Origin of the sequence: Allosphingosinicella sp., assembly GCF_036402135.1 — a bacterium.
In the GTDB taxonomy this organism is placed as follows: domain Bacteria; phylum Pseudomonadota; class Alphaproteobacteria; order Sphingomonadales; family Sphingomonadaceae; genus Allosphingosinicella.
In genome coordinates this window covers 1-12,763 of the sequence record NZ_DASWTN010000011.1, presented here as the reverse complement: position 1 = coordinate 12,763, position 12,763 = coordinate 1, and the positions used below count along the sequence as shown (strand labels likewise).

At 63.6% G+C, this 12,763-nt stretch carries 11 protein-coding genes; 10 read left to right on the top strand and 1 reads right to left on the bottom strand.

From position 1 onward, the window contains the following. Positions 1 to 10 precede the first annotated feature (10 nt). The 4 genes from VGD10_RS03765 (at position 11) to VGD10_RS03750 (ending at position 5,659) form a co-directional block, all read left to right on the top strand. The gene (locus VGD10_RS03765; RefSeq protein ID WP_331039461.1) at positions 11 to 1,873 is read left to right on the top strand and encodes a hybrid sensor histidine kinase/response regulator; all 1,863 of its coding nucleotides are present in this window, start codon (positions 11 to 13) and stop codon (positions 1,871 to 1,873) included. Continuing rightward, entirely contained in the window at positions 1,870 to 2,514 is a 645-nt protein-coding gene (locus tag VGD10_RS03760) for a response regulator (protein ID WP_331039460.1), read from the top strand. The genes VGD10_RS03765 and VGD10_RS03760 overlap by 4 nt, the downstream gene beginning before the upstream one ends. Before the next feature lie 20 nt (positions 2,515 to 2,534). After that, on the top strand, positions 2,535 to 4,112 hold the full coding sequence (locus tag VGD10_RS03755) for a putative bifunctional diguanylate cyclase/phosphodiesterase (RefSeq protein ID WP_331039459.1): 1,578 nt from the start codon (positions 2,535 to 2,537) through the stop codon (positions 4,110 to 4,112). A gap of 89 nt (positions 4,113 to 4,201) precedes the next feature. Continuing rightward, positions 4,202 to 5,659, top strand: coding sequence for a sensor histidine kinase (locus tag VGD10_RS03750; protein WP_331039458.1), 1,458 nt, complete (start codon positions 4,202 to 4,204; stop codon positions 5,657 to 5,659). 59 nt (positions 5,660 to 5,718) lie between these two features. Here the strand turns inward: VGD10_RS03750 and VGD10_RS03745 are convergent, their stop codons facing one another. Then, entirely contained in the window at positions 5,719 to 6,303 is a 585-nt protein-coding gene (locus VGD10_RS03745) for a urate hydroxylase PuuD (protein WP_331039457.1), read from the bottom strand. A gap of 117 nt (positions 6,304 to 6,420) precedes the next feature. Between VGD10_RS03745 and VGD10_RS03740 the strand changes: the two genes are divergently transcribed. From VGD10_RS03740 to VGD10_RS03715, 6 genes are all read left to right on the top strand, one after another. Beyond that, positions 6,421 to 8,712 (top strand): bifunctional salicylyl-CoA 5-hydroxylase/oxidoreductase, encoded by a 2,292-nt coding sequence (locus VGD10_RS03740; RefSeq protein WP_331039456.1) that lies wholly within the window; start codon positions 6,421 to 6,423, stop codon positions 8,710 to 8,712. Beyond that, positions 8,709 to 9,470 (top strand): SDR family oxidoreductase, encoded by a 762-nt coding sequence (locus tag VGD10_RS03735; RefSeq protein ID WP_331039455.1) that lies wholly within the window; start codon positions 8,709 to 8,711, stop codon positions 9,468 to 9,470. Before VGD10_RS03740 ends, VGD10_RS03735 begins: the two co-directional genes overlap by 4 nt. Then, the gene (locus tag VGD10_RS03730) at positions 9,467 to 10,276 is read left to right on the top strand and encodes an enoyl-CoA hydratase family protein (RefSeq protein WP_331039454.1); all 810 of its coding nucleotides are present in this window, start codon (positions 9,467 to 9,469) and stop codon (positions 10,274 to 10,276) included. Before VGD10_RS03735 ends, VGD10_RS03730 begins: the two co-directional genes overlap by 4 nt. Then, on the top strand, positions 10,276 to 11,442 hold the full coding sequence (locus VGD10_RS03725) for an acyl-CoA dehydrogenase family protein (RefSeq protein WP_331039453.1): 1,167 nt from the start codon (positions 10,276 to 10,278) through the stop codon (positions 11,440 to 11,442). Before VGD10_RS03730 ends, VGD10_RS03725 begins: the two co-directional genes overlap by 1 nt. Continuing rightward, positions 11,439 to 11,831: a RidA family protein gene (locus VGD10_RS03720; RefSeq protein WP_331039452.1), complete on the top strand. Its 393-nt coding sequence runs from the start codon at positions 11,439 to 11,441 to the stop codon at positions 11,829 to 11,831. Before VGD10_RS03725 ends, VGD10_RS03720 begins: the two co-directional genes overlap by 4 nt. Beyond that, positions 11,828 to 12,763, top strand: a 936-nt coding sequence (locus VGD10_RS03715; protein ID WP_331039451.1) for an AMP-binding protein, incomplete at its 3' end; no start/stop codon positions are given. The genes VGD10_RS03720 and VGD10_RS03715, both read left to right, overlap by 4 nt.

Here is a 12,763-nt window from a genome sequence, read left to right as displayed (position 1 = left end):
CCGCTTTAGCATGAACGCTGGGGCGTTGCGTCCGCTTTCAGCGGCGCTCGCCTTTACCGTGTCGTTCGGTGCCTTCTACCTGTTTGCGCCCGTCTCGCTACTTGCAGGCGCCCTGGTGTCAGGCCTCTTTGCAGCGGCCGCGGCCGCGGCTTCGCTCCTGCTCGGGCAGAAGCGGCCCGGTGCGGGGGTGGATCAGCTCGTGAACCTCATTGACCATGTTCGGCAGACGAACCGCTTCGACCTCCGCGTACAATCGACCGGCCGGCCGCAGACGGACCATGTGGTCGCGGCAGTCAACAGCTTGCTGGAACATCTTCAGGGCCGCCATGCAGATCAGGTCGATCTGATGGAGCAGCTTGCAGACGCCCGCGATCAGGCCGAGGCTGCAAGCCAGGCGAAGTCGCAGTTCATCGCCAATATGAGCCACGAGTTACGCACGCCGCTTAACGCCGTCATTGGCTACGCGACCCTGCTTTTAGACGATGCAAGCGCTGAAGGGCGGGCTACGGAGGTTGAGGACCTTTCGCGCATTCTCCGGGCCGCGCGCCATCTTCTCAGCCTGATCAACGAAATCCTCGACCTTTCGAAGATCGAAGCTGGACGGATAGAACTTGAAACGTCGCTGATCGACATTCGTCCGTTCATTGAAGAGACCTTGAGCACGCTCGGTCCTTCGCCATCGCCGAACGTTTCGCTGAACGTGCGGCTGGAGGACGCGCCGCGTATGATGTCCGGCGATGTGACGCGCACGCGCCAATGCTTGCTCAACCTTCTGAGCAATGCACTTAAATTCACTGAGCATGGCGAAGTCACGCTACGCGTCCGAAGCGGCAGCCTCGCGGGCGCCGAGGCCATCGTTTTCGAGGTGTGCGACACGGGAATCGGCATGAGCGACGCGCAGCAGGCGCGCCTCTTCAACACTTTCGTTCAAGGGGACGCCTCGACGACACGGCGTTATGGCGGAACCGGCCTCGGCCTTGCCATAACCCGCTCGCTCGCACGTCTGATGGGCGGCGACATCAGCGTTACCAGCGAACCAGGCGCGGGATCGATATTCCGCCTGATCCTTCCACGCGAGGCAGCCGGCGAGGAATTTCCGCTTGCGCCGCCGCTGGAGCTTGGTTTTCCGGACAGTATTCAGGCGGGAAAGAAAGTCGCGCTCATCATCGACGACGATCCCTCTGCGGTCGATCTCTTCAGCCGTTGGCTTGAGCGCATGGACTATGGCGTCGTTGCCGCGGCGGACGGCGACCCAGGCTTCGATGCGGCGCGAAAGATCAAGCCGGACCTCATTATCCTCGACATCCATATGCCGCGTAGCTCTGGCTGGACCGTGCTCGACCGGTTGAAGAAGGACGAGGGGCTTTGCGGCATTCCTGTCATCGTCGTTACCGTCGACGATGATCGGCGGCGCGGCATCGTCGCCGGGGCGAGCGAATATCTAACGAAGCCGACTAGTCAGGAGGAGCTTACCAAGGCGCTGGAGGTGCTCCACGCCTCCGTCGACGGCGAAGTCTTGGTCGTCGACGACGATGAAGATGCAGGCGACATTGTCGAGCGGACCGCGCGAGGTATAGGGCTTGATGTGCGCCGAGCCTTCGACGGCGAGCAGGGTCTCCAAATGGCGCGGGAACGCATGCCCGCCGTTATCGTGCTCGACCTCGCGATGCCCCGCATGAATGGGTTCGAGATGCTCTCCGAACTTGCGGCCGATCCAAGTCTCAGCAAGGTGCCGGTGGTAGTCTTCTCCGCCCGCTCCTTCTCAATTGACGAGCATGAGCGGCTGCTCGCTGCGGGATGCACGGTGCACTCGAAAGGTGTCTCCTCGCCGCGCGAGCTACTGCAGGAGCTTATGATCAGGATGGCATCATGATCCATTCCGCGATCAACCGGGGCGTTCCTGGCCGAGTACTTGTCGTCGACGATGTCGAGGACAACCGGGTTATCCTCTCCCGCAATCTGGCCCGTGCCGGGTTTGAAACGGAGTGCGTGGAGGACGGCGTCCAGGCGATCTCCCGCGTGTCGACGGATCCGCCAGACCTTATCCTGCTCGACTGGATGATGCCGGGCCTGTCGGGCATCGACGTTCTCACAGCGATCCGCGAACATTATGACGCGAACCAGCTGCCGATCATCATGTGCACGGCGCGGGACGAGGGATCGTCAATCGTGACGGCGCTCAATGCCGGTGCCAATGACTATATCCAGAAGCCACTAAACTTCTCGATCGTCACAGCGCGGGTGACAGCACAGCTCGAGCGTAAGAATGCGCTTACTGCGCTTGCCGAGATCAACCGGGACCTTGAAGACGAGCTTGCCCACCGCACCCGGGCGCTGATGGCGCGCCAGTCCGAGCAGGACGATAATGTTCGGCAAGATTGTTCGGCGGCCCTTTCGGACATTCTCCGCTGGACGGCCTGGCTGAAAACGGACGAGGCGCAGACCGACGCCCGCCTTCGCGAGGTCTGCCTCGACTCCATCGTCGCGGCCGCGCGCAAGCTGGCGACGCTTTAAGACTGCTCGTGGGGGGCGCTTTGAAGAGACTGGAAGGAACGAGCGATGTTCGGCTCATCACGCCCGCGCTTGCCGGCTTGCTCGGATTCGCCGGCGCCGTTCTCCTGGCCGCCTGGCTTCTGCATCTGTCGGAATGGGCTCGGACGACTTTGGGCGCTGCGGGTCTCGCCGCGGTGGTCGCAGCCTGTATCCTCATCCAGATTCGAGCGCGGGTGCTCCTCAGAGAGTCGCGGCGGCGTGAGCTCTTTTCCTCATCGGCCGCACTCCAGGATCCACTGACGGGTCTTCCGAACCGCGCGGCCTTCCATGCCTTTCTGAATGAAGCTCTGAGCGGAGCCGATAGGGGCAGCGGTAAAGAGATTGCGGTGCTTTACGCCGATCTCGATCATTTCAAGGAAGTGAATGACAGCCTCGGCCACAGCGCCGGTGACGAACTGCTCGAAGAGGTTTCCACCCGCTTCAAGGAGGTGCTCCGGAAGGATGATCTGCTCGCACGCATAGGCGGCGACGAGTTCGCGCTCATACTGCAGGACGACGACGTCAAATCTCGCGCCGAGCAGGTTGCGGAGCGGATGATTGAGGCTGTCCGGCGACCGCTTACCGCCAAGGACGATGTGATCTTCATCGGCGTCAGCGTCGGCATCGCGATCGGCGAAGCAGGCGAGTTTAGTTCCGAGGAATTGCTCAGGCGCGCAGATGTCGCCCTCTATCGGGCAAAGGGCGAATCCCGTCTATGCTATCGCTGCTTCGAGCCGTTCATGGACGAAGCCGGAAGACTGAAGCGCGCGCTCCGGAGCGACCTTGAACGAGCGCTCGAGCAGAATGAGTTGCGTGTGGTTCTTCAGCCGATCTTCGATGCCCGGAGCGGTCGCATCGCAAGCGCCGAAGCGCTGCTTCGCTGGGCGCATCCGGAACGCGGCGACGTACCGCCGTCCCAGTTCATTCCGGTCGCCGAGGAAGCGGGACAGATCGTCGAGATCAGCGCCTTTGCGCTACGCGGTGCGCTGGAAGCGGCACGCGAACTCGCCAGCATTCCTATCGCCGTCAACATTTCACCGGTGCAGTTTCGTAGTCGGGGCTTCGCCCACCTTGTCGCCGACAGCCTCCTGTCGGCGGGAGTTTCGCCGGACCTTTTGAAGATCGAAATCACGGAAGGCGTGCTGATCAAGCATACCGAAGCCGCGCGCGCCACGCTTCGGCAGCTTCGGGAGATGGGCGTCCAGGTTATCCTCGACGATTTCGGGACCGGATTTTCAAGCCTCAGCTATCTTCAGAATTTCGCCTTCGACGGGATGAAGATCGACCGATCGTTCCTTCGGCATCTCGGCGCCCGTTCGCAGTCAACGCAGCTGATGCGGGCGATTATCGACCTCGGCCACAGCCTCCACATGGAAGTGGTTGCGGAAGGTATCGAAAATGCCTGGCAAACGAGCGTGCTTCAGCTTCTCGGCTGCGATTATCTGCAGGGCTTCTATCTTGGTCTTCCGGGCGACCTTGCCGCGATCCAGGCTTGTGGATCAATCGACATCCAGACCGCAATCAGCGCCCCCGTCGGCGGAGAAATGCTGGCGCAGCTGGTTCAAAACCATAAACCCTAACTTCACGATCGGCGTCTAAAGCTCTAATGAGGACTGCAACCGGGCCCCGCTGAGGGCTACCGGGATATCGTTCACGAGGACGCTCCGCCTTGATCCGCCGCTTTCCTGAACCGCTGAAGCCGGGCAGCTGGCGGACGATGTCGCCGGTCGTTTACACGGCCTTGGTCGGGCAGCTCTTCCGAGCGTCGGGCTCGATCAAATATGGCGAAGCTTTGCTGGTCGGCCTGCTCGGCGGCTTAGGGGCGATGCGGGCATGGGATCTGCCTCTCGCCATCCTCACCGGCCTCACCGCGCTCGGTATTCTCCTGCTTGTACCCCGCTCCCGCCGGTACGCCGAGATGCGCCTGCAGGAGCGACCCGCTCCCGAAGTGCGGGTGGTTGAGCATGAGTTCGAAGTGCACAGCCTCCTGATCAGCCTCGGCATCGGTTTGATGGCGGCGCGTGGACTCCTCATCACTGGTGACGTGATGGCGCATATGATGATGCTGCTCCTCGTTCTCGGAGCGACTTCCACCAATATCCGCCACCATTACCGCCCCCACATCACGGCCGGCAAAATCGTTGCCATCCTCATTCCGGTAGCGGTGGCGCTGCTCCTCACGGGCGAACCTTATTATTGGGGTCTCGCCGTTGTCGCGCTGCTGGCCACCAAGGTGTTCATCGACATTGCACTCCATCTGTTCGGCAATGCCGAGGCGCAGCTAAAGGTCGCGCAGGAGAAGGAGCTGCTCGCCAAAGCGCTCAATCAGCGTAACCGGGAGTTCCGGCAGCGCGAGGACCAGCAGCGGGAGGTGGAGAAGGCGCTGCAGCGCGTGCAGGCGGACCTCATCCACGTCTCCCGCATCAATGCAATGGGCACTATGGCATCGACGCTGGCGCACGAGATCAACCAGCCGCTTGCTGCTCTTTCCAACTATGTACACGGCAGCCGCCGTTTGATCGACAAGGGCGGCGAGAAAAATATCGCCGCCGCGCGCGATGCCCTGCTGTCGGCCGAAGAGACCGCGGAGCGCACCGCCGAGATCGTGCGGCGAATTCGATCGCTCGTCTTCCGCGGCGAAGTGGAAACGAAGCCACAGGAGCTGCGCACCCTTATCAAGGGGGCATGCGAGCATACTTTATCCGGCACCGATACCCCGGGCGTTCAATGCCATGTCGATGTCGAACGCCGCGCGGAATGGGTGAATGTCGATGGCGTTCAGATCCAGCAGGTGCTGATCAACCTCGTGCGGAATGCCGTCGAAGCGATGAAGGGCAGTGACACGCGTGACGTCAGCATCAAGGCGATCGCCACCTCGTCGGCGCTGGTGGAGATCAGCGTCGCCGATACCGGCCCCGGGATTTCGGAGGACATGAAGGCGAAGCTCTTCTCCTCCTTCCAGACGAATAAGCCCGAAGGCATGGGCATGGGCCTGTCGATCAGCCGGACGATCGTGGAAGCCCATGGGGGCCAGCTCTGGGCGGAGAACGCCCCCACCGGGGGCGCCGTTTTCCGGATGACCCTGCCGCGCTGGAAGATGGTGCCAGCCGCCGCCTCGAGAGCCTGAAAGAAAAGCCGCTCCAAGAGGACCCGGAGCGGCTTTCAAATGCCCGTGATTGAGCGGGTTCAGCCGCCGACGTGCGACTGGGTGATCATCGCGTAGAGCATCGGGATTGACAGGATGAGGTTCGTCCGCGACGCTATCATCGCTGTGGTGGCGGACCGCGCCTTCCGGTCGTCATCCGCGGGAACGATGCCGAGCGCCCGCTTCTGGTTCGGCCAGATGATGAACCAGACGTTCGCCGCCATGATGAGGCCGAGCCACATGCCGATACCGATCGTGCGATAGCCTTCGGTCAGCGACAGTGCGCGGGCCACATAGCCGCCCTGCGACGTTTCCGCGACGAGGAGACCGAGGATCACCGTCGCGAGCGCCGCCCATCGGAACCAGAAGAGCGCGGCAGGCGCGATATATTTGGAAACGCCCGGCTTAAGCTCCGCCGGCACCTTCGGCATGGTCGGGATCTGGACGAAATTGAAGTAATAAAGGAGGCCGATCCACAGGACGCCTGCAAAGGTGTGAAGGAAGCGCAGCCACTGCGTCCAGTAAGCGCCGTCCATGGCGTCGCCATGCAGGCCGAACATGGCGACGAGGAGCAGCACGACGCCGATCACCAGTGCCAGATGGAAATTGCCGAGTATCTTCGCCATCGAAACCCCCTAATGTTTGATGCGGGCCAAACCTAGTCGCCGCCGCGAGCACCTGCAACAAGCATCGCTTGCCTCACTCCCTCTGGCGATTTAGGCCGAGGGGGAGAGGAGAGGCGGATGCGGATCGCGTGCCTCGGCGGGGGACCGGCCGGGCTCTATTTCGCAATTTCGATGAAGCTGCGGGACCCCTCGCACGACATCGACCTCTATGAGCGGAACCGGCCGGACGACACGTTCGGCTGGGGCGTCGTTTTCTCCGACCAGACAGTCGAAAACCTGATGGCGAACGATCCGGTGTCGGGCGCGGTCATTCGGGACGAGTTCGCGCATTGGGACGATATTGACGTCCACATCCATGGCGAGTGCATCCGCTCCACCGGGCACGGATTCATCGGCATCGGGCGGAAGCGCCTCCTCAACATCCTGCAGGAGCGGGCGCGGGAGCTTGGGGTAAGGCTTCACTTCGAGCATGAGGCAAGCGCCGATCTTTCCGACTGGTCCGGTTACGACCTCGTCATTGCGGCGGACGGCGCCAACAGCCGCATCCGCACCCGGTATGAGGAGCATTTCGGCGTCGACATTCAGGTGCGGAAGAACAAATTCTTCTGGTTCGGCACGAACAAGGTGTTCGACGCCTTCACCTTCGCGTTCGAAGAGACGGAGGCGGGTTGGGTGTGGGCGCATGCCTATCGGTTCGATGACGGTCTTTCGACCTTCATCGTCGAGATGGCGCCCCACACATGGGCGCGGCTCGGTCTCGACCGGATGGACCAGGCGGAGGCAATCGCGCTCTGCGAGAAGATCTTCGCAAAATATCTGGACGGCAACGGCCTCATGTCTAATGCGGCGCATCTCAGGGGACCGGAGGCGTGGCTCAACTTCCGCCGCATCATCTGCAACGGCTGGAGCCATGAGAACCTCATCCTGCTCGGCGATTCTGCGCACACCGCCCACTTCTCGATCGGGTCCGGGACCAAGCTGGCGCTCGAGGATGCGATCAAGCTGGCCGAGGTGCTGAACCGGCCCGGCCTCTCCCGGGAAGCTGCGCTGATCGAGTATCAGGAGGAGCGGAACGTCGAGGTGCTGAAGCTCCAGAACAGCGCCCGTAACTCCACCGAATGGTTCGAGACTTTGGACCGCTATCTCCATTTCGAGCCGATCCAGTTCACTTATTCCCTGCTCACGCGGTCGCAGCGCGTCAGCCACGAGAATCTCCGCCTTCGCGACAAGCCTTGGCTGGAAAGCGTCGAGCGCTGGTTCCAGTCCAAGGCGCTGGGCGTGCCGGTGAACGACCCTGCGCCGCCCATGTTCGCGCCTTACGCCTTACGCGACATGAAGCTTGCGAACCGCGTAGTCGTTTCGCCCATGGCGATGTATTCCGCGCAGGACGGAACGCCAAACGACTTCCATCTCGTCCATTACGGCACTCGCGCGCACGGCGGAGCCGGTCTCGTCTTTACGGAGATGACCTGCGTCTCGCCCACCGCGCGGATCACACCCGGCTGTACCGGCATGTACGCGCCCGAACATGTTGAGGCATGGAAGCGGATCGTCGATTTCGTCCACGCCAACAGCAAGGCGAAAATATGCCTGCAGCTCGGCCATTCAGGCGCGAAGGGTTCAACGCGCGTCGGCTGGGAAGGCTACGACGTGCCGCTCGACAGCGGCAATTGGCCGCTGATTGCCGCATCCGACGTGCCTTGGTCCGCTGAAAACCAGAAGCCGCGGCCGATGACGCGGGAAGATATGGACGAGGTGCGGGATCAGTTCGTCGCCGCGACACTCATGGCGGTCGAGGCTGGCTTCGACATGGTCGAGCTTCACTGCGCCCACGGCTATCTTCTATCGGGCTTCATCACGCCGTTGCAGAACAGGCGCACCGACGAATATGGCGGCAGCCTCGAAAACCGCCTCCGCTATCCACTCGAAGTCTTCGCCGCCATGCGCGCCGCCTGGCCAGCCGAAAAGCCGATGTCGGTGCGCATCTCTGCCAACGACTGGATGGGCGAGATGGGCGTCACGCCGGACGAGGCGGTGAAGATCGCAGAAGCCTTCACGGAAGCAGGCGCGGATCTGATCGACGTGTCGGCGGGCCAGACCTGGGCCGACTGCAAGCCCGTCTATGGACGCATGTTCCAGACGCCGTTTGCCGACCAGATAAGGAACGAGGCGCGCGTTTCCACCATGGCAGTCGGCAACATCTACGAGACCGATCATGTGAACTCGATCCTGGCCGCCGGCCGCGCCGATCTCGTGGCGCTGGCGCGGCCGCACCTCGTCGATCCGATGTGGACGCTCCGCGCCGCCGCCGCACAGGATTATCGCGGCATCGCGGTGCCGCCGCCTTACCTCGGCGGCATGACCCAGCTCGCCCGCAACCTCGCGCGGGAAGCGGAGCTCAAGGCATGAAGCTCGCCGGTGCGCATGCGGTGGTGACCGGGGGTGGCACCGGCATCGGCGCCGCTGTCGCGCGTGCTCTTGCTGCGGAGGGGGCGAAGCTCACCCTGATCGGGCGGCGGCGCGAGAAGCTGGAAGAGGTGGCATCCGGCAATTTCGACGCGCTCGTTGCTCCCGCGGATGTGACCGTCCGGACGCAGGTGGACGCAGCCTTCGCGCTTGCGCGGGAGGCGCAGGGGCCGATCACGATCCTCGTAAACAATGCCGGTGCGGCGGAAAGCGCGCCGTTCGGCAAGGTGACGGAAGAGAATTGGCGGAGCACGCTGGCCGTCAATCTCGACGCGTTGCTGCATTGCTCACAGGCGGCGCTGCCCGACCTTCTCGCGGCGGAGCATGGCCGCATCGTCAATGTGGCGTCGGTCGCCGGCCTCAAGGGCTATGCTTACACTGCGCCTTATGTCGCGGCGAAGCATGGCGCCATCGGCCTAACCCGCGCCCTTGCGGTCGAGTACGCGAAGAAGAACCTGACGGTGAACGCGGTCTGCCCCGGCTTCACGGAAACCGAGATGGTGAGGGACGCAATCGCCACCATCCGTGCGAAGACGAACCGCACGGAGGAGGAGGCGCGCACGGAACTCAGCGCTTTCAATCCGCAGGGCCGCCTCATCCAGCCGGAAGAGGTGGCGAGCGCGGTGCTCTGGCTTTGTCTGCCCGAAAATGGTTCGATGACGGGTCAGGCGATCGCGGTGGCGGGTGGAGAGACGATGTGAATCCGGAACGCTTTCAGCCGCAGCATTTCAAATGGAGCTTCGCGGACGGCGTCGCTACCGTCACGCTCAACCGGCCGGAGCGGAAGAACCCGCTCACCTTTGAAAGCTATGCCGAGCTTCGCGATACGTTCCGGCAGCTCGTCTACGTGCCGGAGGTGAAGGCGGTGGTGGTCGCCGGCGCGGGCGGTAATTTCAGCTCAGGCGGGGATGTGCATGAGATTATCGGGCCGCTCACCCAAATGGACATGCCGGGCCTGCTCAAGTTTACCCGGATGACGGGGGATCTCGTCAAGGCGATGCGCGGCTGTCCGCAGCCGATCGTCGCAGCCTTGGACGGCGTCTGCGTCGGCGCGGGAGCGATTGTGGCGATGGCGTCCGATATGCGGATTGCGACGCCGGAGACGAAAACTGCCTTCCTCTTCACCCGTGTCGGCCTTGCTGGATGCGACATGGGCGCCTGCGCGATCCTGCCGCGCATCATCGGACAGGGGCGGGCGTCGGAGCTGCTCTTCACCGGCCGCGTGATGACGGCCGAGGAGGGCGAGCGCTGGGGCTTTTACAATCGCCTGGTGCCGCAGGACCGGCTGGAGGAGGAGGCGGCGGCACTGGCGCGCAGCCTTGCAGGCGGCCCCACGTTTGCACACGGAATCACAAAGACGCAGCTCAACAACGAATGGGCGGTGAGCCTCGAAACCGCCATCGAAATGGAAGCGCAGGCGCAGGCGATCTGCATGGCGACGAACGACTTCCGCCGCGCCTTCGAAGCCTTCGCTGCGAAGCGGGCGCCGGAGTTCAAAGGCGACTAATGGCGGATCGCTCCTTCCTCGACTGGCCCTTCTTCGGCGACAGCCATCGGAGGCTCGTTGAAGCGCTTGAGGAATGGTGCGGGTCGGAGTTGCCTGAGAGTCACGGCGAGGACGTCGATGCGGAATGCCGCACGCTGGTGCGGAAGCTAGGGGAGGGCGGCTGGCTTCGCTACTGCGTTCCGGAAGCCTATGGCGGCGTCCACGAAAGGCTCGATGTCCGGTCGCTGGCGCTGATCCGCGAAACGCTGGCGCGGCATAGCGGCCTCGCCGATTTCGCCTTCGCTATGCAGGGACTCGGCTCCGGCACCATCACCTTGTTCGGCTCCGAAGAGCAGAAGCATGGATATTTGCCCGCCGTCGCGCGCGGCGAGAAAATCGCCGCCTTCGCACTGACCGAACCGGGTTCCGGATCGGACGTAGCCTCCCTCGAAACCACGGCAGACGAGAGTGCGGACGGCTACACCGTCAATGGTGCCAAGACCTATATCTCGAACGGCGGCATCGCCGATTATTACATCCTGTTCGCCCGCACCGGTGAGGCGCCGGGGTCGAAGGGCATCTCTGCCTTCATCCTGGATCGCGAGACGGAGGGGCTGGACGATAGCGAACGCATAGATGTCCTCGCGCCGCACCCACTCGCCACCTTGCGCTTCTCGAACATGCAGCTTCCTGCATCCGCTTTGCTAGGCGAACAGGGCAGCGGTTTCGCCCAGGCGATGGCCACGCTCGACGTTTTCCGCACGACGGTCGGCGCCGCCGCCCTCGGCTTCGCCAAGCGCGCGCTGGACGAGGCGACGAAGCGGGCGCTGACACGGAAGCTTGGGAACGGCATGCTCGCCGACAATCCGATCACGCAGTCGAAGCTCGCTGAGATGGTGCTGGACGCCGAAACCTCAGCGCTCCTCATCTATCGCGCGGCGTGGCTGCGCGACGTGAAGGGGCAGCGCAATAGCCGCGAGGCGGCGCTCGCCAAGCTCCACGCCACCGACAGCGCGCAGAGCGTGATCGACAAGGCGGTGCAGATGTTCGGCGGGCTCGGCGTTACGCGCGGGGTTCCGGTCGAAAGCCTCTACCGCGAAATCCGCGCGCTCCGCATCTACGAGGGGGCCTCGGAGGTGCAGAAGGTGATTATCGCGCGCCATCATCTCGCGAGCTATTCGGCATGAAGGCGCTGCTCCCGCCTGGCTGGCCGCGGCCGAGAGGTTATTCCAACGGCATCTCGGCGCGCGGACGCATGATATTTACCGCCGGCGTGGTAGGCTGGGACGAGCGCGAGCAGTTCGTCTCCGAGGACCTGCCGGGCCAGCTGGCGCAGGTGTTGCGCAACACGCTGGCCATCCTTGCCGAGGACGGCGCCGGACCCGAGCATATCGTCCGCATGACCTGGTATGTGACCCGCCGAGACGAATATGTCAGCCGGATCGGCGAGATCGGTGCGGTCTATCGCGAGATCATCGGCAGGCATTTCCCCGCAATGGCGGTGGTGGAAGTCTCCGCGCTGGTGGAGCCGAGCGCGCTTATTGAAATCGAGACGACAGCCGTGGTGCCGGAATGACCTACGACAGCTTCGTGCGCGACAGATTGCCCCCGCCGGAGGCGCAGCCCGAATTCCTGTTCGACCTGCCGGAGCTTCAATATCCGGAGCAGCTGAACGCCGCCGTCGAGCTGGTCGAGAAAGGCGATCCGGATGCGCTGGCCATCGTCAACGACAATGGCCGCTGGACCTATGGCGAGATGCGGGATCTCTCCGACCGCATCGCCCGCCTGCTGGTCGAGGAGGAGGGGCTGGTGCCCGGCAACCGCGTGCTGCTCCGCGGGCCGAACAATGCGATGCTGTTCGCCTGTTGGCTGGGCGTGCTGAAAGCGGGCGGCGTCGTCGTCGCCACCATGCCGATCCTGCGCCCGGGGGAGATCGCGACCATCCTAGAGCGGGCGCAGGTGAGCCACGCCATCGTCGACAGCCGCTTCATCGGCGACTACCGACAAGGCGCGGAGCAGGCCGGAACGGTGCGGTCGCTGCTCCGCTACGACGGCGATTTCGGCAAGGGCGAGCTGGAGACGCGGCTCAAAGGTATCGCGCCCGGCTTCACGCCTGTCGCCACGCACCGCGACGATGTCGCGCTCATCGCCTTCACCTCCGGCACCACCGGCAAGCCCAAAGGCTGCGTCCATTATCACCGCGACATTCTCGCGAGCGCCGACAGCTTCGCCCGCCATGTGCTGAAGCCTGAGGCGGGGAGCCGCTGGGCCTGCTCGGCGCCGATCGCCTTCACCTTCGGCCTCGGCATGCTGCTGACCTTCCCCTGGCGCTTCGGCGGCGCCGCGGTGACGATCGAGACTCCGGGCCCCAAGCCGCTGCTCGACGCCGTCCAGCGCCACGACGTCACCACGCTTGCCACGGCGCCGACCGCCTACAAGGCGATGCTCGGCATGATGGCTGACTACGACATCTCGACGCTGCACACCTGCGTCTCCGCCGGCGAGCAT